Origin of the sequence: Rickettsiella endosymbiont of Aleochara curtula (assembly GCF_964030935.1) — a bacterium.
In the GTDB taxonomy this organism is placed as follows: Bacteria; Pseudomonadota; Gammaproteobacteria; order Diplorickettsiales; family Diplorickettsiaceae; genus Aquirickettsiella.
In genome coordinates this window covers 965,081-989,538 of the sequence record NZ_OZ034990.1, presented here as the reverse complement: position 1 = coordinate 989,538, position 24,458 = coordinate 965,081, and the positions used below count along the sequence as shown (strand labels likewise).

Sequence of the window (24,458 nt, the reverse complement as noted above, 5' to 3'; positions counted from 1 at the left end):
TGAGCAGCAAACAAGCTGAAGACGATATTCGCTCTAGTTATATATCTTCTCTAACCATTTAAAACTATGTGCAAATTTTTTTAGTGGAAGAAGCTGAATCGGGTGTTCTAAAAGATAAAATTCGCATCAGATTTAAAGAATTTAAAAACAATTTTGCTGCAAAAACAGATAAAATGGACAACCCAAGTAGTACACAAACTTTCTTTTCAACAGTTAGACAGCAAACTCGCTATCCCTTTTCGTCTCCCGCAAGGCGCTTTGGACAATAGTATTTATTTACCTGATTCAATTCATATTTACGGCGCTTTAAGCTATATTTGACTTATTATGACTAGACTGCCAGGGAGGCGGAATGAATTTTTCTAAGATAATTAGAAGTGTCTTGAGCGGCGTACTTTGTTTGGTCGCAAGTACACTTTACGCAGCGCCTACTCCATATTCTAAATCTCATTGTTACCATCCCCATCGTTTGTATTTTGATCTAGGTGTGGGTAAGACCTACGATTATGCAAGCAGTAATAGTTTTTTAATTACCCCAAGTGGGAGTGCGCTAGGAAACTTAAAAACTGGTAATTCTTACAGTACGCCCTTTTTCTTTGTTGGAATAGGCTATCGATGGGCGCGCGACAATCCATGGTTTCCCAGCGTCAATATGGGATTACAACATCGTTATACTTCCCCTATCAATGTGTTCGGTGTTTCGCAAGCACTTAGCGTAGATCCAGCACCAACTAGTTATAACTATCGGTTGCAGCAGGAAAGTTGGCTGCTGATGACTAAAGCAGATATCTATAAATGGCAAAGATTTATGCCCTATGTTGCATTAGGTTTGGGTGCTTCATTTAATAGGATTAGTCAGCTATTCATAAATTCTTCGACTTTTGCTAATCAGCTCGGAGGCTCGACTAATCTAACCAGTGATTTTAGTTATAATGTGGGCGCAGGTATAGATTATCAGGTCAAAGATGATTTTTGGTTATCGTTGGGTTATTTCTATGATAATTTTGGAAAAAATAAAGTAGATAATGTATTTACCAATAATACTTTCACGCCTATTGGCACATTAAAAAACGCTAATCTGCATGCCAGCAGTGCCTTTCTTAGTGCACGCTATTTATTTTGGTGATTGTAATATTGGTGCCAACGAGACGAATCGAACGTCCGACCTACTGATTACGAATCAGTTGCTCTACCGACTGAGCTACGTTGGCGATGTGATTGAAAGAGCCAAATTGTAGTCAATTTAAGCACTATTAGCAATTTACCATTTAGGAAAAATCCTACACTGCTTAGCTGGTAAGGATCAGCATAAATATTTTTTCTTTTAATGATCTACCGTTTTCAAAAATTACCTCAAATTGAGTTGGTACTAGTCTAAACAACTTCGGCTTGTTAAACTAGATTATCAATTTTATAAGGGCGTGGTTTATGTATTCGACAAAAGGAAAGCAAACAGGTCTTACTTTACTGGAACTTATGATCGTTATTGCGATTATTGGCATCTTGGCTGCTATAGCCATACCGAGTTATCAGAATTATAGTAATCGCGCTAAATTTGCGGAAGTTATTCAAGCCACTGCACCGTTCAAATTAGCAGTCACCACCTGCATGCATGAACACGATAATTTAGTGGCTTGCGGTACTCCAGGTCAAAATGGAATTCCAGATAATTTTAAAGCCCAAAGTCAAACTAAAGGGTATGTAGCAACTGTTGAAGTAGGTAAAAATGCTCAAATTATTGTCACATCGCAAAGGATCCGTATTAATAAAATTGACCATTTCACCTATATATTAACGCCCATTTATCAAACAGATGGTCAATTGCGTTGGGATGTCAGTGGAACTTGCTTACAGACGGGCTTATGTAAAGCAGAGTAAATATATTTTTGGGTTGATCTGCTTCCTCTCTGGAGGAGGTGAGTGATTTTAAATAAAATATGTTTGTATCTCATAAAATTTAGTTCCTTTTCGATTTTGACTATATTTTAGGCCCTTCAAGCATGTTATTCTAAGCCTTTCTAAATTTAAGACTAGGGTGTTCATCATCCTGGGAAATGACGACACGCCCTACAGTGAGCCTCAGCAGAGGTGTAAATAACATGACTGACTATAAAAACACCTTAAATCTTCCTTATACTAAATTTCCCATGAAGGCTAATTTGCCGCAGGCAGAGCCGGCTATTTTAAAGCAATGGAATTCTTCATCGCTCTATAAAAAATTACGTGAAAAAAATCACGGTAAAGCCAAATATATTCTGCATGATGGTCCTCCTTACGCCAATGGCCATATCCATATTGGTCATGCGGTTAATAAAATTTTAAAAGACATCGTTGTGAAAGCAAAGACGATGTGCGGCTTTGATGCCCCCTTTGTTCCGGGTTGGGATTGTCATGGATTACCCATCGAGTTAAACGTTGAGAAAAAAGTCGGCCAGGTGGGTAGTAAATTAACAGCGAAAGCTTTCCGACAGGCTTGTCGTGAATATGCTAGTCAACAAATATCTATCCAGCGTGAGGAATTTAAACGTTTAGGCGTAATCGGTGATTGGGATCATCCTTATCTGACTATGGATTTTCAATTCGAAGCCAATATTATTCGCGCATTAGGACAAATTATCAGCCGAGGGCATCTGCAACAAGGATTTAAACCAGTGCATTGGTGTGTTAATTGTGGGTCTGCCTTGGCAGAGGCAGAAGTCGAGTATGCGGATAAAATTTCACCCGCGATTGATGCCCGGTTTAGAGTTATTGATGATGCTGATTTTTTAAGCCGAATTCCTAACGAAGCCGGCCACGGACCTGTAGTAATACCTATATGGACCACAACCCCTTGGACGCTTCCGGCTAATGAAGCAGTCGCTTTAAATCCAGATTTTGAATATGTATTGGTGCAAACGGAGACTGAACGTTTATTAATTGCTGAGTCTTTATTAGCAAGCTGTATGCAGCGTTATCAAGTAACGGATTATAAACGCTTAGGCTGCGCGACAGGAAAGGTTTTTGAGGGAGTTATACTGCAGCATCCTTTTTATCATCGACAGGTACCCGTTATTTTAGGTGAACATGTCACTATAGAAGCAGGTACCGGAGCGGTGCATACTGCCCCCGCGCACGGTATAGAAGATTATTGTGTTGCACAACACTATGGATTGCCGTTAATTAATCCTGTAGATGGCAAAGGTTGTTTTTTACCTGGTACAGCGTTATTTGAAGGTGAGCATGTATTTAAAGTTAACCCTTTAGTGATCGATCACTTAAGAGAATCAAAAAATTTATTGAAAGAAGAAAATATTAAGCATAGTTATCCGCATTGTTGGCGCCATAAAACTCCTTTAATCTTTCGAGCTACACCGCAATGGTTTATTAGCATGGAGCAGCAGGGTTTAAAGGAAGATAGTTTAGCGGCTATCAAGCAAGTTACTTGGATTCCGCAATGGGGAGAAGCACGTATTGACTCGATGATTAGCAATCGGCCCGATTGGTGTATTTCTAGGCAACGGAGTTGGGGTGTTCCTATTCCTCTATTTGTACATCGTCTATCTCGTGATTTGCATCCGAATAGTCTTAACTTGTTAGAGCAGATTGCAAACCGTGTTGCAAAGATAGGCATAGATGCCTGGTACGATTTAAATCCAGAAGAAATATTAGGTAATGAAGCAGAAGAATATGAAAAATTAACCGATTGTTTGGATGTATGGTTTGATTCAGGTGTCAGTCATTATGCGGTTTTAATGAAAAATCCAGCTTTGGCTTGGCCTGCCGATCTTTATTTAGAAGGTTCTGATCAGCATCGAGGTTGGTTTCAATCGTCTTTATTAACTTCTGTGGCAATGAACGCCCAAGCGCCTTATAAATCTGTTTTGACACATGGATTCACTGTTGATGAGAAAGGCCACAAAATGTCTAAATCCTTGGGGAATGTGGTTGCTCCAGAAAAAGTCATACAAAGTTTAGGAGCAGATATTTTACGTTTATGGGTTTCTTCAACAGATTACCGTAAAGAAATAGCTGTTTCTGATGAAATTTTAAAACGAACGGCAGATGCTTATCGACGAATCCGTAACACGATTCGATTTTTGTTAGCTAATTTACATGATTTTGATCCTTCTGTTGCTGTGCCAACGAGCGATATGTTGTCTTTAGATATTTGGATTTTAGAACGAGCGAAGCTACTACAGAATGAGATTATCGACGCCTATGAGAATTTTCAATTTCATAGTATTTATCAGAAATTACAACATTTTTGTATTAGTGATTTAGGTGGATTTTACTTAGATATTATTAAAGATCGTCAATATACTTTACAAGAAAATAGTGTCGCACGACGCTCTGCGCAGACTGCACTTTTTTATATTGCAGAAGCTATGGTGCGTTGGTTAGCACCCATTTTAAGTTTTACGGCAGAAGAAATTTGGCAGTATCTTCCAGGAAAGCATGAAGAAAGCGTATTTTTAAATGAATGGTACTCTTTAGCTTTTTCGTTTGCAGAAGATCCATTACAAACAATTTATCAGCAAACTGATCGACAAACTTACTGGAATGAGATCATACAAATTCGCAATGAAGTTAACAAAGTTATTGAAAAAGCACGCATCAGTGGGGAATTAGGTTCTTCACTAGAAGCTGAAGTTGAACTTCATGTCAAAGAAAATTCTCAACTGTATAAAATACTTTCCGCTTTAAGGGATGAGCTTAGATTTGTATTGATAACTTCTGATGCAAAATTGCTGACTGGCGAGCCACCGAAAGAGGCTACATCGTTTACCATCCATGCCGAAGAATTAGGAATAAATGTCATTTCTACGGTAGGGAAAAAAACAAAATGTGCTCGTTGTTGGCATCGGCGTTCCGATGTAGGACAAGATCCAAAACATCCTGAGATTTGTCTACGCTGTGTCGAGAATCTCCCCGATGGTAAAGGCGAACAAAGAAACTATGCTTAAAACCCCAAATTTTTTCCAATTTATACTCACAGCAATGGGGTTTTTGGCAAGGCGCAGCGAGAATGAAGCAACCGGAGTGTATTATCATACATGAGGATTGCGAATTGAGCGGCAACACAGACAAAAATTCAAGTGCGAAGAGTATTATGCAAGCAAGAAAAGTTTCTCAGTTAGCCTGGCTGTGGTTAAGTGCATTTATTATTGCTCTCGATTACATGAGCAAGTTATGGATGGTGCATTGGTTAGATCAAACGAGCATTATTCCGGTATTTCCTTGCTTAAACTTTATTTTGACACACAATTTTGGCGCTGCGTTTAGTTTTTTAGGCCAAGCGGATGGTTGGCAACGATGGTTTTTTTCAGCAATTAGTGGCGTGGTTAGTATTTTCCTGGCGCGTTTGCTCTATCGAGGAGGCCTTAGCAATTGGGTAGCTTGTGCGATTGCATTAATAGTGGGTGGAGCCATAGGCAATTTATATGATCGGCTGAGTTTAGGTTACGTCATAGATTTTATTGATTTTTGTATTGGTTATTGGCATTTTGCTACCTTTAATTTGGCTGACACAGCCATTTCCATAGGTGCGGTTATGTGGATCATTGCCAGCTATAAATCCGGTAAAAAATAATGATAGGGGCTGTTAAAAATAGGATTATTAAAAAACCACTGGGTGTGTTTAGTTTAGCGATGATGAATGTGATTGCTGTTGACAGTTTGCGTTCATTACCTATCGCTGCTCAATTTGGTTATGCCTTAATATTTTTTTATTTACTTGCTGCATTGCTGTTTTTTATTCCGACGGCTTTAGTCACTGCTGAATTAGCCACTGCTTGGCCGAGTACAGGTGGTGCATATATATGGATTCGCACTGCATTTGGTGTGCGATGGGGTTGGTTTGCGATTTGGTTGCAATGGATATACAACGTCGTTTGGTATCCAACCATATTGTCTTTTGTAATAGCAGCATTTGCGTACTTAATTAATCCGCAATTGGTACAACATAAACTATATCTTTTAAGTACGATATTAATTATCTGGTGGCTGGTTACGGCGTTAAGTTGCTTAGGCTTACGTGTTTCGAATTGGCTGAGTAGTATTGGAGCTTTAGTGGGCACTTTAATTCCAATGCTCTTTATTATTGTTTTAGCAATCATTTGGATTAAAAGCTCGCGTCCGCTAGCAATACATTTTTCTTCATACTCGTTTTTTCCTAATCTGAATAATTTTAATAATTTGGCTTTCTTAACCACTATTATTTTTGGTCTGATGGGTTTAGAGATGTCTGCTGTGCATGCAGGGGATGTACATAATCCCCGAAAAGATTTTCCTCGAGCTCTATTTTGGTCAGCAAGTCTAATATTGATAAGCTTGATACTGGGCTCTCTCGCCATAGCGCTCATTGTTCCATCAAGTCAGCTTAGTGTATTGTCTGGTTTAACTGAGGCTTATGTTGCTTTTTTTAATAGTTATCATTTGTCTTTTTTTATACCGATCGTTATTTCTTTAATTATCATTGGAAGTTTGTGCAGTATTTCGACCTGGGTAATCGGTCCTACACGAGGCTTACTGATTGCCACTTCTGAGAGCCAAATAACCGGTTTGCATTGGTTGCTAAAGGTCAATCGGTTGGGTGCGCCCGTAAGCTTATTGCTAGTTCAGGGCCTTCTAGTTTCTTTATTAACGAGTCTTTTTATTCTAATTCCTAGTGTAAATGAGACTTATTGGTTATTGAGCGTGATGACAGCTCAATTGGCAGTGTTATTTTATATCTTTTTGTTTTTAACCGCGTTACGATTGCGCTATAAAGAGGCTCGCAGAAGTGATGCCTATCGTATTCCTGGGGGGGAATGGGGTATTTGGATAGTCTGTGGGGCGGGTTTAGTAGGCTGTTTGATTACATTTATACTCGGATTTATACCTCCTAGTGGTGTCAAAGTGAGTCAGCTATTAAAATTTGATATGATTTTGTTAGGGGGGCTTTTGTTATTTTGCTTGCCACCTATTATCTGCGCTAGGTGTGGTTTAGCTTTAAAGACTGAGAATAATAATCTTGCTAAAAGATAGACGAGGTTGCTTATGATAAGCGCATTAGAAATCCATGGCGTGCCTATCGAGTGTATTAATCAAGCGGCGATCACTTACCATGTTCCTGCCACTTTAATTCTTTCCGTTTTAGCGGTAGAAAATGGCAAGAAGGGTTCTGCTTCGCCGAATAGAAATGGTACTTTCGATTATGGTCCGATGCAAATTAATTCAATTTGGTTATCAAAAATTCGACGGTATGGTTATACTCAGCATCAGTTGCAATATGATCCTTGTATCAATGTAAACGTGGGGACTTGGATATTGAGCCAACAAATTGCAAATGATGCTTCAAGCCCTTGGCGAGGGGTTGGGAGTTATCACTCACATTCTCCTAACTTAAACCATAATTATCAAATCAAAGTTTCTGAAGTATATCTTTTATTAGCTAATTATTTATCCCACCCGAGTAACTCAATAGTACCTGCGACTAAGATTTAAATTTTTAACCTTAGATTAAATATGCAAAGGGTTTTTTATCTCTGTTTTTTGCTAAGCAATCTAATCATCGAAAAGATCAAAAAAAAAATAATCAACTTAGATAATGAACGTTTAGCGATTGGCCTTATTTCAATATTAGGTTTAGGCTTATTACTTCCTTTAATTATTATTGCACCGGGTTTATTTGAATCAGCATGGTTTTTAAATTTATTAACGGTTCCTGCTGAGTACGGGAGCTTCGTAGCCGATGGTGCCTATTTAGGTCGATTATGGAATCTGTTTACTGCGCTTCCCTGCGCCGATGGTGAGAAGACAAAGATTAGAAACTTTCTTAGTCGAGAAGTCATAATAAATCGGCAAATAGGCTATGCTGAAAAATTATTTACTCCTATTGGCATGTTGTTAGGGCTTAGTTTAGGAATTTTTTGTCTTTGTTTGCATGCAGTTATTCCTTTTTGGGAAACGTTTTCCTATTTCGCGTATATTTTGTTTATTTTAGGTTACACTTGTGCTTTGGGCGGTTTATTTAATCGTTTGGCAAGCTCGTTTGATGGAACGCGCTTAAAGCAGGAAAAGTTGGCGATTTTTATAGGAGTAGTTTTAGGTTTAATTATTGCCTTAAGTTTGTTTAGCGTATTAATACTGACTGGGACTATGCCTTTTGTTGCAGTAATAGGTATTAGTAAACCCTTTATTGATCTTTTGTTGTTACATAAATTTCTTTTTGCATTACCTTTCGTATTAAGCTTGACGAGTCTAACAACATCTTGTTTTGATTATTTTGCCAAAGCCTATTGCTTTTTGAAGTATATAGGTGGTACTCAAGATAAATCCATTAAGGAACGTATACAATCGCGTTATTATGAATATAAGACTGCTTTTTTAGGTATTAGTTTCGGTTGTTTGTTAGCCTTAGGTATCACCCTAGGTTTATGCTTGGCAGGAAGTTTAGTTGCAACACCTGTAGCCGTTGCGGCTACCATTTTTGCTACCATTATTATTTCTAATAATGTACTAGCGGCACTTTTTTCTAGATTGGGTCGCCTCATTGATGGAGTTAAACGTGTTTCTAGTATTCCAAATGCAGACTTTTGCCAAAAAGAGCTTTCACAAATAGAGGATGTGACTAGCTATATTAAAAATAGTTGCTGTACATCAAAAAGAAGATCATCGCTATTTTCATGCCACCTAGCTAGCCAACCAGCTAAAGATATTGATAACAAAATTAGATTTAAATTAAGGCGTACACAAAGTAGCCCCGCTTTTTTCTCTCTCTATAACTCAAGGCAGGAAACGGATGCTGATAATGAGTTGTTTTTTAACAATAGTTTATCGAATGCCGAGTCTTTGCCCATTTTAATAGCTTAAACTAAGACACAATTGTCAATTGTGCTAGGATGAGTGAAAAAGCGGTGCTTTTTGAGTACCGTAACAGAACATACTTACGGTATGTGAGTAACGAAACGCAGAAAAAAGATGCTTTTTCGCCATCATCGTGCAACTGTCAACATGCCCTTAAGGTTTAGTTGCTTGGGGTAGTCTATATTAAGGCATTCAAGGTGCTGGGTATCGCCATTTAATGAGAGTGAGTTTATGCGTGTTTTAATCATAAAAATGTCATCAATGGGCGATATTATTCATACATTACCCGCAGTTACCGACGCGGCTCAGGCTGTTTCGAATATTCAGTTTGATTGGGTAGTGGAAGAGGCTTTTACAGAAATTCCTAAGTGGCATACGCAAGTCCAACAAATCATTCCCATCGCTCTGCGGCGCTGGCGAAAAAATATTTGGCAAACGGCTCAAAATGGAGAAATAAAACAATTTTATAAACAACTATGTGCTCAACAATACGATGTTGTTTTAGATGCGCAAGGGTCTATCAAAAGTGCAATTACTGCGTGCCTAAGTCGAGGCTGTAGGCTTGGCATGGATAAGCATTCTGTTCGAGAAAGTTTAGCCCATCTGGCCTACCAACAAACCTTTTCTGTGCCCTGGCAGCAACATGCCATTGATCGTTTGCGTCAATTATTCGCCAAAGCCTTAAAATACCCTCTACCAGAAACGCAACCTGATTATGGTATTAATAAAGAAAGTTTAAGCCAAACTAAAATAGAATTACCTAAACATTATTTGATATTTATACCCAATACCAGTTGTTCCAATAAACTATGGTCTAATCATTCCTGGTCTTTGCTCATAGAAAAAGTGACTCGTCAGGGAGTAAGTATTTTTATTCCTTGGGGTAATGAAAATGAAAGAAAAAATGCTAAGCTACTGGCTAAGAAGAATCCTCTAGTACAGGTGTTGCCTTACTTAAGTCTGAATGAAATAGCGGCCGTTTTAAGTAAAGCTAAAGCAGTAGTCGCGGTAGATACAGGGCTGAGTCATTTGTCTGCAGCGTTGAAGATTCCTACGATAGTTTTATATGGCCCTACTAACGCTGCATTGATAGGAACCATAGGCCCTTCGCAATATCATATCAAAATGGCAACTAATGGAAATAGTAAGCAAGATGAAAATAATAATACGCTTGTCTTAAAAAAAATAACCGACAATTTGCGGCGTTTTTTAACACTTTAATTAAGCCTAAAAATTATAATTTTATTTAACCATGAGGATTATGAGTTGAGCGGTAACTCAGACAAAAATTCAAGTGCAAAAAATATCCTCAAAATTGCTATTCCGGCGCCCTTACATCAATATTTTGACTATTTGGCTCCATCCGACTTTCCATTAACACAATTAAAAAAGGGTTTACGTGTGCTGGTACCCTTTGGCAATCAGAAAAAAGTTGGTTTTTTAATGGAAGTAAGCGAAGTATCAGTCCGTCCGATATCTCAACTCAAACAAGCGCTTGCAATTCTTGATGAGCATCCACTTTTGCCTGATTCCATCCAAGAATTATTGGAATGGACCAGTCGTTATTATCATTGCCCTATTGGTGAAGTGTTTGCTAATGCTATGCCAAATGCATTACGCATAGCAAAAGACGCTAAACCTAAGAACTTTAAAAAACCGACTGAAGAAACTAAAGAAGATAAGCTCACTATTGTTGCTAAGAGTAATTTAAAATCGGAACAAATTCGATTGAACAGTCATCAGCAACAAGCTATAAAGACTATTGTTAATTCTTTAGATAAGTTTCAAGCTTTTCTCTTAAATGGCGTGACAGGAAGTGGAAAAACAGAAGTCTATTTGGAAATTATACAATCTGTATTTGATCGGGGGAAACAAGCATTAGTATTAGTTCCGGAAATCGGTTTAACACCGCAAATGTTGGCGCGGTTCCGCAATCGCTTTTCAGTTCCTTTGGTATTGTTTCATTCTAAATTAACCGATAAGCGGCGCTTAGAAAATTGGTTACTCGCTAAATCAGGTAAAGCATCGATTATCATTGGTACACGCTCTGCTTTATTTACACCTTTATTACGTCCGGGGGTTATCATCATCGATGAAGAACATGATAGTTCCTTTAAACAGCAAACAGGTTTGCGCTATCACGCGCGAGATTTAGCGTTAGTTCGCGGCCGTTTAGAACATATACCGGTAGTATTGGGTTCTGCTACGGCATCTTTAGAAAGCATTTTTAATGCTAAGCAAAATCGTTATCAAATATTACACTTACCGGTTAGAGCAGGGCTTGCCATTCAACCTAGCTTTCACTTCATTGACTTACGCCACCAAAAACTTGATCAAGGTTTTTCTCCAGTATTATTGCAAACCATGGAAAAACATTTGCAAAAGCAAGGCCAAGTACTTTTATTTTTAAATCGACGTGGTTTTTCACCAGTTACTATTTGTCATGATTGCGGTTGGACAGCCGATTGCCAGCGTTGCGAACAAAAAATGAATTTTCATAAAAAACCGGCACACTTACAATGCCATTATTGTGGCTATCGACGTCCTTTAGATGCTCGCTGTCCTGCATGCCAAGGCCAACAATTACTGGCTCTGGGTCAAGGTACACAACGTTTAGAACAAACCTTACAGAAATATTTTCCGGGTGTCGGCATAGTTCGAATTGATCGAGATAATACGCAACGTAAAGGAAGTTTAGATAAGTTATTAAAAAATATACATGAAGGTGAAAGCCAGATTTTGATTGGAACACAAATGTTGGCGAAAGGGCATCATTTTCCGAATGTTACTTTAGTGGGTATTTTAGAGGCAGATAGCGGGTTGTTTAGCGCAGATTTTCGTGCCTTGGAACGTACCGGCCAATTATTAACGCAAGTTGCAGGACGATCCGGCCGGGCCGATAAGCCTGGAGAGGTGTGGATACAAACCTATCATCCAGAGCATCCTTTGTTAAACCATTTGTTAGAACAAGGTTATCTTAGTTTTAGCGACATATTATTACAAGAAAGACAGACCTCTCTTTTACCTCCTTATAGTTATTTAGCACTTATGCATGCCGAAGCCTTAAGTTCAGCTTATCCATTTGATTTTTTAAATGAAGTAAAAAATCAGGCTGAATTGCTTGGGAAAGAAATCAGCTTATTAGGACCAGTCCCTTCTTTACACCCTCGTCGAGCGGGTTATTATCGTTGCCAATTATTGTTACAAGCAAAACGGCGTAACGCTTTGCAGCATTTATTAGAGCAGATTATTAAACCCATTAGCTTACTTGCCAGTAGTCGTCGAGTTCGTTGGTCGCTTGATGTCGACCCTATCGAGCTTTTTTGAGTGAAAAACTTCTTTTATACGGGGTAAAGGTCTAGAATGTAGGCAAATAATGAACTAAAAAATAATCTCTTTATGACTATTAGTGTGTTTGATTTGTTCTCCATCGGTATAGGTCCATCGAGCTCGCATACCGTAGGGCCTATGAAGGCTGCCTGCGCTTTTGTGGAAAAGCTAGCGCTAGATAATGAATTATTTAATCAAATTAGTCGTTTACAGATTGAGCTGTTTGGTTCGTTGGCCCTAACTGGCCGAGGTCATGGTACAGACATTGCGGTTTTAAATGGCTTAGCAGGGCAACTTCCTGAAACAGTTGATCCCGATGAGGTTGCGCCACGCGCCAAAACAATTATAGAAAGCTGTAAAATTCAGCTGGCAGATGGAAAAGTTATCTCATTTTCTGAAAAAACCGACCTATTATTTCTACAAAAAGAATTACTGCCATTGCATACCAATGGCATGCGTTTTAGTGCCTTTAATGCAGAAGGAGTTCTTTTAGGCAGTCAAATTTATTACTCCATCGGTGGAGGTTTTATTGTCACTGAACAAGCGTTTGGTCAGCATCAAAAAGATGCTGTTCCAGTACCTTATCCTTTTGCTACCGCCATAGAATTGTTCAACATCTGTGAAAAAAATAACTTAAGCATTTCAGAACTTATGTGGGCTAATGAACAGCAATTAGCGCCGGATAAAGAAATACGCGCTGATTTATTGAAAATAGCGGATATAATGCAAGCCTGCGTGGATAGTGGTTGTCATGCGCAGGGGATATTGCCGGGGGAACTAAACGTCAGACGTCGGGCACCTGAACTTTTCAGAAAAATGAGCGAAAAGACAGCTTCGAAATTAGCGACGTTTCCAGGCTCATTATTATGGCCAACTATTTACGCGATGGCAGTTAATGAAGAAAATGCTGCTGGAGGCCGCGTAGTGACAGCACCAACCAATGGCGCTGCCGGTATTATTCCGGCAGTATTAACCTATTATCGGCGTTTTTATGAAGATGTTAGTGAACTATCGATCACTGATTTTTTATTAACGGCTGGTGCTATCGCTTTACTTTATAAAATGAATGCATCGATATCCGGTGCAGAAGTTGGTTGTCAGGGTGAAGTTGGTGTGGCTTGTTCGATGGCCGCAGGAGCCCTGACTGCAGTATTAGGTGGTACGCTCGAGCAAATAGAAAATGCCGCGGAAATGGCGATGGAACATCATTTGGGATTAACCTGCGATCCAGTTGCAGGCCTAGTTCAAATTCCCTGTATCGAACGCAATGGTGTCGGTGCAGAAAAAGCCATTAAATTGGCTTATTTAGCGTTAATGGAAGATGGGAAAAATAAAAAAGTATCGTTAGATAAAGTCATCGAAACTATGTTTGCCACTGGAAAAGATATGATGGCGATTTACAAGGAAACCTCTTTAGGTGGTTTGGCAAAAACACTCGCTGTGAATATACCGGAATGTTAATGCTATTTTTCGCTTAACCGACCGGCTGTTATTAATGTAGATATTTTGGCAATATAAGCAGCCCAGGCAATTTCCGTCACATTAGCTACAAGTTACAGAGCTGCCATTTATACCACAAGAAGAATTAGTTATTGTAACGTTACTACTTGTAGGGGTTAATATACCGAAACTATCGCTATCCGATGTTACGTTTAAGGAGCTATTCTCAATACTAACTTCACCACCCGCACTACTATCTAAAGCATAAGCTGGGGTAGTGTCGATTATATTATTACTCTCTTGGATCACATTGATAGTTGATTGGTTGACCATTATGCTACTATTATTATTTACAGCTGTTAAGCCATTTATGCTTAACAGATTAGCAACGTTACTCTCTACTGTAATAGAGGATCTATTCATGGTTAGAGCTCCACTCACATCCGCGGCAGCACCTATTAAGCGTGCTTTAATTGTAGATAGTGGTGCATCAATAATTAGATTAAGATTGGAATCATTCATAGTTAGAGTTCCATGGTCCACTGTAACACCAACAGCATTTACCTCATTAATATCTGAACCAAGAAGATTAACCACGGAATGATTTACTGTTACTGTAGAGGATGACGATACAATACCTGCGAAAGGAGATCCGGGTGGCGGCTGAGTGAGCGTATTATTTAGAGTACTATCTTGAATAAGGATATTACTACTAGATAGTGCTAACATAGCTATACTGCTCGTATTAATCTCGCTTCCTATAACAGCCGCTTGGCTGCCATCAAATACTACTCCGTTATTAAAAGAATTATTCTGGCTACCAATTTGGCTGCCATTAATGCTAACATTTGTTGCATTAGTACTCTGTAAGCCAGTGCTTATCGTTGCAGCTGTTGGCAACAGGATAATATTGTTCAGCGCATTATTGCTATTGAGAATAAAGGCACCATTAAACGTAGAACGTGTTGTGCCTGTTGTAGGTTGTGTAAAATCGGCCGTGCGTGAAGAAACACTTTGACCGGATTGTAGAGTAACACCGCTTGTTCCGTTAACAACATTTAAAGCATTATAAGATCCACCATTAAAGTAAATTAGAGTATTGGGCAATAAGGTATTTAACATGCTAGCGCCCAGATCAGTGAGATCAGTGGGTCCACAAGGGTTTTCAAACGTACAATTTGTCAGCGTTAAACCTATTCCACCATTATTAGGCCCACCTGTTTCACTAAAAAAAGCAATGTTATTGCTTATTAGGAAAAAGTCACCCGGTATAAGTTGCGGGGTGCCAAATCGAGACGGAATGGCAGACCCATGACCTAGTTCCGCTAAATAACGCTGTACGGGGTCAGTCATCCGTTCTTCTATCGCAGGGTTACTACGATGGATATGCGTACCGCCAAACTCTATGCCTAAACCTACAGCGCCGGTACTATGGCTTGAATTATCGTAGGTATAACTGGCAAAAACTTTGAAGTTACGTGTTAGCCAATATTCCAGCCCAGCTGCTCCACCCCAGAGATTACTTGTATGTGATAGATTAAAAAAATAACTACCGACATAAGCTTTTAAAGAATTACCGGAAAAAAGCTGATAACCCAGGCTTATATCCGCACCGTTACTGGCATATTGCGATTTAGAGAAAAACTCAATAAATTCAGAATGGTTAGTTTCACGAACGACGGGGTATTCTATGTTTGTGTGGCGATCTCCCATTGGAAAATAAGCATTTAGATGGGCATCCCAACGTGAACCTAAGGCTTCTATACCCGGATTTGCTACCCATAAGCGCGCATTGTTATCAATGCGCGTATACCCGCCAAATAGGTATAAACCTAAGATAGCGGCATCATTTTTAATCCAGCGATACCCTAAACCTAAATCCGCATAATTTTGATTATCTGTACCGTAAGCAATAGCGGGGTCCAGATAAAAATTATGTCTAGTGTCACCTGCCATTGGCAACATCAGATCCGCTGTGCCCACTGTATAGTCACTCGCATAAACATTGGCTGATAAGCGGGGAGGTAAGGAGAAGGTGTTAGCATTAGCGGTTGCTGTCCAAACCCCTAAATTAATCAAAGCAGCTAGGTAAGAAAAAAATGTACGGTAACTGTAACGATGCATTTGACTTCCTTGTTAGCATACCATTCTGAATGGAGAGTTAGAGATAACGCTACACTTAACTAAGTGCCTAACTCTAGAATATTAATTCTTTGTAAAATTATACCGTAGTAAAGTTAGTTATTTTTTCGTAGCGATCGCTTTTTATGTAAGGTATACAGTGTCAAAATAGGACCGGAAAGGGCATAACAGAAAAAGATCAAAAATAATATTTTAGGTGGATCCAGTGAGATGCCAACAAAAGCTAATACCACTAATAAAATTGCTACAAAAGGTACGCGTCCTTTGAGATCAATTTCTTTAAAAGAGTAATAACGTACGTTACTGACCATTAAAATAGCAATGATGATCGCTAATATGGCTGTCATCATGCTAACACCATCACCCAAAATTTCTGAATCAACACATAACCATACCATACTGGCTAACACACCGGCTGCGGCAGGAATAGGTAGTCCTTGAAAATAACGTTTATCGGCCACGGATACCTGTGTATTGAAACGCGCTAAACGTAATGCCCCAGCAGCTGCAAATATGAATGCGGCTAACCAACCTAATTTACCTAATCCTTCTAAAGACCAACTATAAATAACCAGTGCGGGTGCGACGCCGAAAGAAACCATATCCGATAAACTATCTAACTCAGCACCAAAAGCACTTTGTGTATTGGTTAAGCGTGCAACACGACCGTCAAAAAAATCCATAATCATAGCCACAAAAATAGCTACCGCCGCATAATTAAAATAACCTTCCATGGCTGTGACAATGGCATAAAAACCTGCGAATAAACCGGCGATGGTAAATAAATTGGGTAGTAAATAAATCCCACGGCGACGGTAAGCTAATTTTTCACCTTCTTCATGGTCACCATTGTTGCTTGCTTTATCCTCAGAAGTAGCCAATTTTTCTTCAGTAGAATGGAAAAGTTTTGCGTCATTTAAATTATTCATACTGGAATTCCTTGCAAGGATTTTAGCCGATAAATGATCTCAAGCGCTTCTTTGGGAGCCAATTGATCTGGATCCACTTGTTCGAGTAGAGACATAATATCAGGATTGACAGGAAGTTTCTGCGAGTTGATGCGTGGATTTACCGGGTCGTGATTGGTATGTGCAGAGTTCTTTTCAAGTTCGTTAAGTTTTTCTCTGGCGCGCTGAATAACTGGTTTGGGGACGCCTGCTAATTGAGCTACTTGTAGTCCATAACTTTGATTCGCGGGTCCTTGCTTGACAGTATATAAAAATACGATGCTATCGTTGTGTTCTCTTGCATCGACATGACAGTTGCTTATGACAGTGTTTTCTTCGGTTAAGCTAGTCAGTTCGAAATAATGTGTCGCAAATAAGGTGTAGGCTTTAACTTGTTTTGCTAAATATTCAGCGCATGAAAAAGCTAAGGAGAGCCCGTCAAAAGTACTGGTGCCGCGTCCAATTTCGTCCATAATAATTAAGCTTTGCTCAGTTGCATTATGCAAAATAGCGGCAGTTTCTGTCATTTCTACCATAAAGGTTGAACGACCACTAGCAAGATCATCAGCAGCTCCGATTCGGGTGAAAATACGATCAATGGGACCTATCGTAGCGCTTTTTGCAGGAACAAAACAACCTATCATGGCTAATAGGCAAATTAAAGCCGTTTGCCGCATATAGGTCGATTTGCCGCCCATATTTGGACCGGTGATGATTAATAAGCGTTGCTCAGTAGTTAAGTGACAATTATTGGCTATAAAAGGCGTGTCTAAGCTTTGTTCGATAACTAAATGTCGGCCTTCTTCAATATGGATACCTGGATTCTTACTTAATAAAGGACAGGTTAAATTGAGCGTCGTCGCTCGTTCGGCAAAGCAAGTTAGCACATCTAACTCAGCTATGGCATTGATTGTTTTTTGTAGATCAGTTAAATAAATGCCTAGCTTGTCGAGTAATTCGTCATAAAGCTTTTTTTCCAAAGTTAATGCTTTAGAACGAGCGCTTAAGGCTTTATCCTCAAATTCCTTTAACTCAGGTGTAATAAAACGTTCTGCATTCGTTAGTGTTTGTCGACGAATATAATGTGGGGGCACATGTTTGGCTTGTCCACGACTTATTTCGATGTGATAACCGTGTACGCGATTAAAACCAACTTTCAGTGTGCTAATTCCGGAGTGCTCTCTTTCACGTTTTTCCAAATCAATCAGATATTGTCCAGCATGATCACTTAAGTTTTGTAACTCATCAAGTTCAGCATGATATCCTTTAGCGATCATGCCTCCTTCACGCGTAACCGCAGGAGGATTTTCAACAATAGCTTGCTGTAATAAACAAAATAATTGAGGAAAAGTTTTTATCTGTTGACTTAATAAAATCAATAATTCGGATTTTTTTTTAGAGGTTTGAGCATTTAAACAAGGAGCAAGTTTGTTATGAATGTCTGGTAAAATGGCTAAACTCAAACGTAATTGGCTTAAATCGCGCGGCCTTGCTGATTTTAATCCGACCCGTGTAACGATACGTTCAAGATCACCGAGTGATTTTAACAATGAGTGTAAACTGATATAGCCTGGTGTAGCTAGTAAATCTTTTATGGCTGTTTGCCGCGCTTCTATAGTGAATATCTTGCGTAAAGGACGATGCATCCATCGATTGAGTAGACGACTTCCCATGGGCGTTGCCGTTTTGTCTAGGATGGACATCACAGTATTGCTTTTCTTTCCCTGTAAATTGAGTGTTAACTCTAAATTACGTCGACTCGTGGCATCTAATACAATACTTTCTTCGCGTCTTTCTATGCGTATTGGTTGAATATGTTTTAGTTGAGCGCGCTGTGTGTCTTTGACATAATTTAATAAGCAGCCGGTCGCTTGTAGTGCCAAAGGCAAATCCTGGCAGCCAAAACCACTTAGATCGCGCACTTGAAATTGTTGGGTTATTAAATGAGTTGCAGTATTTAAATCAAATTCCCAGGGTGGTCTGCGGCGGACAGGTTTATAAGATTTCAATATTTGTGCGTTTTTATATTCTTCGCTGATTAACAGTTCAGAGGGGTGAAGTCTTGCTAATTCACTTACCAACGCTTCTTCACCAGTAATCTGTAGAATGTGTATTTGTCCGCTTCCCATATCAAAATAAGAAAGTCCAAATTGTTCATTGTGGTTATACAGTGCCAGTAATAAGCTTTGATTATCGTCTAATAATGCTTCGTCGCTGAGTGTGCCGGGTGTAATAATACGGGTTACCTGTCTTTCCATCGGACCTTTGGATAGATTCGGATCACCTATTTGTTCGCAAATAGCAATCGATTCACCCAGTTTCACTAGTTTGGTTAAATAGGTTTCGACGCTATGAAAAGGTACACCCGCCATGGGAATGTCTTGACTAGCGGATTGCCCTCTCTTAGTTAACGTAATATTTAATAATTTTGCAGCTTTGATCGCATCTTCATAAAATAATTCATAAAAATCACCCATGCGATAAAATAATAATTTGTCTTTATGCTGCGCTTTTAATTGCAGATATTGACGAATCATGGGCGTGTGCTGCGCTAAATCGATGCTATTTTTCATAAGTCCTCTTGCAAAACCTTTGCTTTTTATTGGATTGTTCCATTAATTCTAACTTTTGCAATGTTAATTATTCGAAAAAAAATTTTTAAAAACTGGAAATTAATAGCTTGAGAGAAATTCCTTAATTAATTAATAGTTTAACCAAAATATAAGTTTAATTATACCGTTGATTAAGCAAATAGAATTAGTCGCAGATTGAAAAACTAGATTGTTCTATTTTAGTTAATTGAGGGTTTTTAGTGATAGATAAGAAAATACTAATTTGATTATTCATTATTTTAGATAATTTTTCTTTAAGAAATTGATAAAGCTGGTAAGCTAAAGCTTCGATAAGTTTAAAGGAGTGATCATCACAGAACCGTTGCAATTCATCAGCAAGGATTGCATAGCAAACCGTATCATTTAATTGATCATTGATACAGGCGGGTGGGAGGCTATCAAAACCCAGCTTTATTTGTACTGCAACCCATTGAGGCAAGCTACGTTCTTCGATTGTATGGCCTAGTTTAACCAGTAAATTAAGTTTTTCTAGTATTAATTGTGAATTCATGTGCGAAAAGCATAGCAAACTCGTATAAGTTTGGCTACTATAACCTCATTCAGCTCATATATGAATTAAGCAAAATAATAAGAGGTCCTTATGAATTATATCGATAAAACACTCTTGCCGGAAGAAAAAGTTATATACCGAAGTCATCCACATTGGATCGTTGTTTTTAGATCGCTAGTGGGTTTGATTTTAATTGCCGCATTTTTGATGATGGGGGTTCGCCATACCCTATTGATCATTAGTCTTTTTTCTTTATTAGGTTTTGCGGCTTTCCTGTCTGGCCTGATCGTTTATTATTCTTCGGAATTTGGCATAACTAATAAACGTGTCATCATGAAATCAGGTTTTATAAGTCGCTATGCTTTTGAAAATTCGTTGGATCGGATTGAAGGGATAGAAATTAGCCAAAGTATTATGGGTCGTATTTTTGATTATGGGTCAATTCGCATTCGCGGAGTGAGTGGGACCAATGAGTTATTTTCTGCTGTACGTTATCCTTTTAGATTTCGGTATAAGGTATTAGAAGAAATTGAACGACAAAAAAAGCTCAATAGTTGCTTCGTACCTGAATAAGTGGCCGCGCAACTCGCAATCCGCATGTATCTTAAATACATTCCGTTGCTTCATTTTACTGTGAGTTAACTCATTTAAAATTATTTTTCCATTGACGCAGGTAAGCGAATATTTCAACCGGAGTTGCAAGTTTTTTTCCAGTTCTTTTTTCTATGCGCAACTTTATTTCTGAATTATCACAACGTAAAAAAGGATTACTCAAACGCTCTTCTGATAACAGACTAGGTACGCTCGCTAGGTTTTTTTGGCGCAATTCTCGCGTTTTTTCGAGGCGTTCTTTGATATGAGCATTATTGGGCTCTACTGCCTGTGCAAAATGTAGGTTTGCTAGCGTATATTCGTGACCGCAATAAATCTGAGTTTCACTCGGAAGCTGAGCCAATTTATTCAAAGAATTCAACATTTGTTCGGCAGTTCCTTCGAATAATCGACCGCAACCTGCGGTAAATAAGGTGTCCCCACAGAATAAAAGATGGTTTCCATAATAGGCGATATGTCCTAAGGTATGGCCAGGAATAGCAAGTACTTCGAAAGCAGGCCAATTTGGCAGCTCAATTTTATCACCTTCATCGACTGGGTTACTTACTCCAGCTATTTTTTCTTTTCGAGGTCCAAATACAGGAACATTATGTAGCTTTAAGATAGAACGAATGCCATTAGTATGATCCCAATGGTGGTGAGTGATGAAGAGAGCATCAAGTTTAAGATTTAACTGTTTTAGTTGCGTAAGAACGGGTTTAGCTTCACCTGGATCGACAATGATACAATGTTTGGTTTCCTCATTAATAAGACACCAAATATAATTATCTTTAAAAGCCAAAATAGGTGATATTTGTATCGTCATAATCTTTCCTTAAAATTCTTTTATTTTTGTTAATTGTCATCCTAGAACAGTTAACCGAAAGGTAGGTTCAAGAGGAATTAAATTATTGATTTAGTATTTATTTCTCAGTCAGCTTTCTTGATGCCTGATGTCGGCGCTCACGCCGCTTACCGGCTTCCTCGTAACGCCTTATTTCATCGCTTGTCTCAGGAATAACTTTAGGGACATGCGCAGGACGACCATGCTCATCTGTGCCTACAAAAGTAAAATAGGCAGACACTATATGTCGCCGTATACCAGTACGATAATCTTCAGCAAGAACACGTACGCCGATTTCCATTGAACTGGTCCAACTACGGTTAATAGCCGCTTGAAAAATTAAAATATCTCCTCGAGTTGCCGGTTGCAAAAAATGCATCGCATCCACAGAAACAGTGACACAAGGCCTTTGACTGTGTCTCTCTGCAACCACAGAAGCGACTCTATCAAGTGTAGACATAACTAAGCCGCCAAACACGGTTTCTGTTGAATTCAAATCATTAGGAAATATTTTATAAGTGTGATCATGCACAGCCGATGCTGAAACGGTTTTTTCTTGTGGGATAGTCATTGGCCACCTCAATTTTTTTTTCATCAAAAAAATATTATAACTAATATAAATACATCTTATATTGTCTCACCAATATTTTCACCAAATTTCACTTTTCTTCCTGATAAATGAGCTAACCATTTCATACGATCGGGCGCGAATAAAATAATAACGGTAGAACCTAATTGAAATTGACCCACTTCTTGTCCTTTAAGTAAGGAAATTTTGTTGTCCAGATAATGCCAATGATAGATATGTCGTTTGGAAGCAGGAGCGATAATTCCTTCCCAAGGAGTATTGATGCTGCCAACAAGCATGGCGCCGACTAAAATAACCGCCATTGGACCTATAGGCGTAGAAAATAAGGTAATAACCCGCTCATTACGGACGAATAAATTTGGAAGCTCAGTTGTAGTTTGAGCATCTACTGAAAATAAGCGTCCTGGAACATAGATCATTTCTTTCAATTCACCGCTATAGGGAATGTGTACGCGATGATAATCTTGAGGCGCTAAATATAGGGTCGCAAATTTTCCTCCTTGAAACTGAGCGGCTAATTTCGCGGAGCCACCTAATAAAGCTTGTAAGTTATAGTCTATTTTTTTTGCCTGGATCAGTTGATTTTGCTTAATATCGCCAATTTGACTAATAGTGCCATCAACGGGCGATACGATATCTGCCGCATTGTTGGAGATGGGGCGTTTTTCGGGTTTTAAAGATCGGGTAAAAAAATGATTAAAATTAATATAATTTTCGGGGTTTTCTTCCTGTGCTAACATCATATCGACATTATAATGCCGGATAAATCCATGGATTAATCTATTTTTTATCCAAGTTTGTTTGCAGTTAGCAATCCATCCAGCAAAGCGGGATAGACCATGTTGGGGTAGTAACGATTGATAGCGGGTATGCAATTAATGCTCCTTAAGAATTTTGGCAAGCGAAATATTTGACCATTATAGCGCGGTCATTTTACTTCATGAAAGTCTGGACTATAGTTTTTTTTATGGATACCGAAGTATTGATTATTGGAGCAGGTCCTACTGGGCTGATGATGGCCTGTCAGCTATGGCGATGTGACGTTAAATTCAGAATCTTGGATAAACAACAGGATCGAGCGCATGAATCGCGAGCATTCGCCATCCAAGCTAAATCGATGGAAATATTTCAGAATTTAGGTATTGCTGAGGAATTTCTTAAGCTAGCGCGTTCTAATGTGGATTTTGCATTTTTTATTAACGGAAAGAAGCAAGTAGAAATCAATTTTCAGCATTTTCAGCATCAAGACACTCCTTTTCCTTCGGTATATTTTCTATCACAAACGGAAACCGAACGTATATTGATTGAATTCTTGGAAAAAAAAGCTATTTACATTGAGCGTCAAAAAGAATTGATTACTTTTACACAAGATATTAAGTGTGTACAGGCGACTATTAAAGACAACATTGGCGGGAGCACGGAAAAAATTAAGTGTGCCTATATCATAGGTTGCGATGGCGCACATAGTAACATACGTCATACACTTAATTTTTCGTTTGAGGGAAATGCTTATCCTCAAATTTTTAATTTAGTTGATGCGAGTATTGAATGGCCTTATTCGCGAAACAAATTTCTTTTCTTCCTCGGAAAAAATGGCGTCTTCGTGCATATTCCGCTTACTGAGCAAATTAGTCGCATTATGTTGGCAAAACGCGCTGGTCATGCTGAAGAGAAGCTATCTACTCCGAACTTAGTTGAATTAGAGCATCTGGCCAGTGTGCTGACCCAAGTGCCGGTGAAATTAGTTAATCCAGTTTGGATTTCCCAATTTCGTTTACATCATCGTGGTGTAACCAAGTACTATCAAAACCGTGCTTTCCTTGTAGGGGATGCAGCACACATTCATAGTCCCGTAGGTGGTCAGGGTATGAATACTGGAATACAAGATGGCACTAATCTGGCGTGGAAACTCGCTTTAGTATTGAAAAAGGGTACTAGCGATAAATTATTGGATACCTATGAAGCAGAAAGACATCCAGTGGGAAAAATTTTATTAAAAACCACGGATCAGTTTTTTTCTTTACTCACAGCAAAAGGGTACTTAATTTCCAAGTTACGAAATTGGCTATTACCTTTTATTATTACATTTCTTTTTTCTAAGAAAAATTTAGAAAAGCGTTTATTCTGGTTCATGTCGCAGTTGAACATTCACTACGCTAAAAATCCGTTTAACTACGAGGTCATAGAAAAATCTTACCAAGTATTTAAAGGAGGGCCATGTCCGGGATATCGCGCGCCCAATGCACCCGCTAATTCATCGAACCTATTCAAATTAGTAAGCCACAAGCCTTTTAATATACTTTATTTTGAGACTAAAAAGGAACAAACCGATAAGCACATAGAAAAAATAAATGTTTTTATAAAAAATAATCGAGACTGGATGCAAGTTCATGTTTTCGTATTATCTCCAGCTAACCAGCTACTTTTCAAACGTTATGGTGTGATTTCATCTGCAATGTATGTTGTCAGGCCTGACGGCTATATAGGATTTCGAATTAATTCAAATAACTATTTTTTATTAGAAAAATATCTGAAGAATTTTTTCAAATAAAAGACAAACAGATTTTTTTAATTTTATCTCCCCCTAATCGAAAGCTTACAAATCTGTAAATATTTTGACCAAATA

20 protein-coding genes and 1 tRNA gene are annotated in these 24,458 nt (G+C 38.6%); 13 read left to right on the top strand and 8 right to left on the bottom strand.

Annotation, left to right across the window (positions count from 1 at the left end; genetic code table 11):
- The first annotated feature begins 83 nt into the window (after nucleotides 1–83).
- Nucleotides 84–269, top strand: coding sequence for a hypothetical protein (locus tag AAHF87_RS04295; RefSeq protein WP_342147250.1), 186 nt, complete (start codon nucleotides 84–86; stop codon nucleotides 267–269).
- Nucleotides 270–352: 83 nt separating this feature from the next.
- On the top strand, nucleotides 353–1,126 hold the full coding sequence (locus AAHF87_RS04290; protein WP_342147249.1) for an outer membrane protein: 774 nt from the start codon (nucleotides 353–355) through the stop codon (nucleotides 1,124–1,126).
- A gap of 9 nt (nucleotides 1,127–1,135) precedes the next feature.
- Here AAHF87_RS04290 and AAHF87_RS04285 read toward each other — a convergent pair.
- A tRNA-Thr gene (locus AAHF87_RS04285) sits at nucleotides 1,136–1,211 on the bottom strand.
- A 217-nt stretch (nucleotides 1,212–1,428) separates the two neighbouring features.
- Between AAHF87_RS04285 and AAHF87_RS04280 the strand changes: the two genes are divergently transcribed.
- The 9 genes from AAHF87_RS04280 to AAHF87_RS04240 all read left to right on the top strand — a co-directional run bounded on the left by AAHF87_RS04280 (nucleotide 1,429) and on the right by AAHF87_RS04240 (nucleotide 13,617).
- Nucleotides 1,429–1,878 carry a pilin gene (locus AAHF87_RS04280; protein ID WP_342147248.1) on the top strand — a complete coding sequence of 150 codons (450 nt, stop codon included), beginning with the start codon at nucleotides 1,429–1,431 and terminating at the stop codon, nucleotides 1,876–1,878.
- A 221-nt stretch (nucleotides 1,879–2,099) separates the two neighbouring features.
- Entirely contained in the window at nucleotides 2,100–4,943 is a 2,844-nt protein-coding gene (ileS, locus tag AAHF87_RS04275; RefSeq protein ID WP_342147247.1) for an isoleucine--tRNA ligase, read from the top strand.
- 62 nt (nucleotides 4,944–5,005) lie between these two features.
- The gene (gene lspA / locus AAHF87_RS04270; protein ID WP_342147246.1) at nucleotides 5,006–5,569 is read left to right on the top strand and encodes a signal peptidase II; all 564 of its coding nucleotides are present in this window, start codon (nucleotides 5,006–5,008) and stop codon (nucleotides 5,567–5,569) included.
- Nucleotides 5,569–7,005, top strand: a complete 1,437-nt coding sequence (locus tag AAHF87_RS04265; protein WP_342147244.1) for an amino acid permease — start codon at nucleotides 5,569–5,571, stop codon at nucleotides 7,003–7,005. Before lspA ends, AAHF87_RS04265 begins: the two co-directional genes overlap by 1 nt.
- A 12-nt stretch (nucleotides 7,006–7,017) precedes the next feature.
- On the top strand, nucleotides 7,018–7,464 hold the full coding sequence (locus tag AAHF87_RS04260; protein ID WP_342147243.1) for a lytic transglycosylase domain-containing protein: 447 nt from the start codon (nucleotides 7,018–7,020) through the stop codon (nucleotides 7,462–7,464).
- A 21-nt stretch (nucleotides 7,465–7,485) separates the two neighbouring features.
- On the top strand, nucleotides 7,486–8,832 hold the full coding sequence (locus tag AAHF87_RS04255) for a hypothetical protein (RefSeq protein WP_342147242.1): 1,347 nt from the start codon (nucleotides 7,486–7,488) through the stop codon (nucleotides 8,830–8,832).
- A gap of 225 nt (nucleotides 8,833–9,057) precedes the next feature.
- Nucleotides 9,058–10,047: a lipopolysaccharide heptosyltransferase I gene (gene waaC / locus AAHF87_RS04250; protein WP_342147241.1), complete on the top strand. Its 990-nt coding sequence runs from the start codon at nucleotides 9,058–9,060 to the stop codon at nucleotides 10,045–10,047.
- Between the two features lie 45 nt (nucleotides 10,048–10,092).
- Nucleotides 10,093–12,153, top strand: coding sequence for a primosomal protein N' (locus AAHF87_RS04245; RefSeq protein WP_342147239.1), 2,061 nt, complete (start codon nucleotides 10,093–10,095; stop codon nucleotides 12,151–12,153).
- Between the two features lie 72 nt (nucleotides 12,154–12,225).
- On the top strand, nucleotides 12,226–13,617 hold the full coding sequence (locus AAHF87_RS04240) for an L-serine ammonia-lyase (RefSeq protein WP_342147238.1): 1,392 nt from the start codon (nucleotides 12,226–12,228) through the stop codon (nucleotides 13,615–13,617).
- An 81-nt stretch (nucleotides 13,618–13,698) separates the two neighbouring features.
- Here AAHF87_RS04240 and AAHF87_RS04235 read toward each other — a convergent pair whose 3' ends face one another.
- The 4 genes from AAHF87_RS04235 to AAHF87_RS04220 form a co-directional block, all read right to left on the bottom strand.
- Nucleotides 13,699–15,720 (bottom strand): inverse autotransporter beta domain-containing protein, encoded by a 2,022-nt coding sequence (locus AAHF87_RS04235; protein WP_342147236.1) that lies wholly within the window; start codon nucleotides 15,718–15,720, stop codon nucleotides 13,699–13,701.
- A 113-nt stretch (nucleotides 15,721–15,833) separates the two neighbouring features.
- Nucleotides 15,834–16,667, bottom strand: a complete 834-nt coding sequence (gene pssA / locus AAHF87_RS04230; protein ID WP_342147234.1) for a CDP-diacylglycerol--serine O-phosphatidyltransferase — start codon at nucleotides 16,665–16,667, stop codon at nucleotides 15,834–15,836.
- A complete protein-coding gene (mutS, locus tag AAHF87_RS04225) occupies nucleotides 16,664–19,258 on the bottom strand; it encodes a DNA mismatch repair protein MutS (RefSeq protein WP_342147232.1) in 2,595 nt (864 codons plus the stop codon). Before mutS ends, pssA begins: the two co-directional genes overlap by 4 nt.
- A gap of 184 nt (nucleotides 19,259–19,442) precedes the next feature.
- Nucleotides 19,443–19,808 carry a dihydroneopterin aldolase gene (locus AAHF87_RS04220; protein WP_342147230.1) on the bottom strand — a complete coding sequence of 122 codons (366 nt, stop codon included), beginning with the start codon at nucleotides 19,806–19,808 and terminating at the stop codon, nucleotides 19,443–19,445.
- 90 nt (nucleotides 19,809–19,898) lie between these two features.
- On the opposite strand from AAHF87_RS04220, the gene AAHF87_RS04215 reads away from it, so the two are divergent.
- On the top strand, nucleotides 19,899–20,381 hold the full coding sequence (locus AAHF87_RS04215) for a PH domain-containing protein (RefSeq protein ID WP_342147229.1): 483 nt from the start codon (nucleotides 19,899–19,901) through the stop codon (nucleotides 20,379–20,381).
- Between the two features lie 70 nt (nucleotides 20,382–20,451).
- On the opposite strand, the gene gloB is transcribed toward AAHF87_RS04215, so the two are convergent.
- The 3 genes from gloB to asd all read right to left on the bottom strand — a co-directional run bounded on the left by gloB (nucleotide 20,452) and on the right by asd (nucleotide 22,707).
- The gene (gloB, locus tag AAHF87_RS04210; protein ID WP_342147227.1) at nucleotides 20,452–21,225 is read right to left on the bottom strand and encodes a hydroxyacylglutathione hydrolase; all 774 of its coding nucleotides are present in this window, start codon (nucleotides 21,223–21,225) and stop codon (nucleotides 20,452–20,454) included.
- 97 nt (nucleotides 21,226–21,322) lie between these two features.
- Nucleotides 21,323–21,814 carry an acyl-CoA thioesterase gene (locus AAHF87_RS04205; RefSeq protein WP_342147226.1) on the bottom strand — a complete coding sequence of 164 codons (492 nt, stop codon included), beginning with the start codon at nucleotides 21,812–21,814 and terminating at the stop codon, nucleotides 21,323–21,325.
- Nucleotides 21,815–21,870: 56 nt separating this feature from the next.
- Nucleotides 21,871–22,707 (bottom strand): archaetidylserine decarboxylase, encoded by an 837-nt coding sequence (gene asd / locus AAHF87_RS04200; RefSeq protein ID WP_342147224.1) that lies wholly within the window; start codon nucleotides 22,705–22,707, stop codon nucleotides 21,871–21,873.
- Nucleotides 22,708–22,799: 92 nt separating this feature from the next.
- Here asd and AAHF87_RS04195 point away from each other — a divergent pair, with 92 nt between their 5' ends.
- A complete protein-coding gene (locus AAHF87_RS04195) occupies nucleotides 22,800–24,383 on the top strand; it encodes an FAD-dependent monooxygenase (RefSeq protein ID WP_342147222.1) in 1,584 nt (527 codons plus the stop codon).
- Nucleotides 24,384–24,458: the final 75 nt, after the last annotated feature.

Coding starts and splice junctions, on each gene's coding strand:
- AAHF87_RS04290 (WP_342147249.1), top strand. CDS start 353: ATGAATTTTTCTAAGATAATTAGAAGTGTCTTGAGCGGCGTACTTTGT.
- AAHF87_RS04280 (WP_342147248.1), top strand. CDS start 1,429: ATGTATTCGACAAAAGGAAAGCAAACAGGTCTTACTTTACTGGAACTT.
- ileS (WP_342147247.1), top strand. CDS start 2,100: ATGACTGACTATAAAAACACCTTAAATCTTCCTTATACTAAATTTCCC.
- lspA (WP_342147246.1), top strand. CDS start 5,006: ATGAAGCAACCGGAGTGTATTATCATACATGAGGATTGCGAATTGAGC.
- AAHF87_RS04265 (WP_342147244.1), top strand. CDS start 5,569: ATGATAGGGGCTGTTAAAAATAGGATTATTAAAAAACCACTGGGTGTG.
- AAHF87_RS04260 (WP_342147243.1), top strand. CDS start 7,018: ATGATAAGCGCATTAGAAATCCATGGCGTGCCTATCGAGTGTATTAAT.
- AAHF87_RS04255 (WP_342147242.1), top strand. CDS start 7,486: ATGCAAAGGGTTTTTTATCTCTGTTTTTTGCTAAGCAATCTAATCATC.
- waaC (WP_342147241.1), top strand. CDS start 9,058: ATGCGTGTTTTAATCATAAAAATGTCATCAATGGGCGATATTATTCAT.
- AAHF87_RS04240 (WP_342147238.1), top strand. CDS start 12,226: ATGACTATTAGTGTGTTTGATTTGTTCTCCATCGGTATAGGTCCATCG.
- AAHF87_RS04235 (WP_342147236.1), bottom strand. CDS start 15,720: ATGCATCGTTACAGTTACCGTACATTTTTTTCTTACCTAGCTGCTTTG.
- pssA (WP_342147234.1), bottom strand. CDS start 16,667: ATGAATAATTTAAATGACGCAAAACTTTTCCATTCTACTGAAGAAAAA.
- mutS (WP_342147232.1), bottom strand. CDS start 19,258: ATGAAAAATAGCATCGATTTAGCGCAGCACACGCCCATGATTCGTCAA.
- AAHF87_RS04220 (WP_342147230.1), bottom strand. CDS start 19,808: ATGAATTCACAATTAATACTAGAAAAACTTAATTTACTGGTTAAACTA.
- AAHF87_RS04215 (WP_342147229.1), top strand. CDS start 19,899: ATGAATTATATCGATAAAACACTCTTGCCGGAAGAAAAAGTTATATAC.
- gloB (WP_342147227.1), bottom strand. CDS start 21,225: ATGACGATACAAATATCACCTATTTTGGCTTTTAAAGATAATTATATT.
- AAHF87_RS04205 (WP_342147226.1), bottom strand. CDS start 21,814: ATGACTATCCCACAAGAAAAAACCGTTTCAGCATCGGCTGTGCATGAT.
- AAHF87_RS04195 (WP_342147222.1), top strand. CDS start 22,800: ATGGATACCGAAGTATTGATTATTGGAGCAGGTCCTACTGGGCTGATG.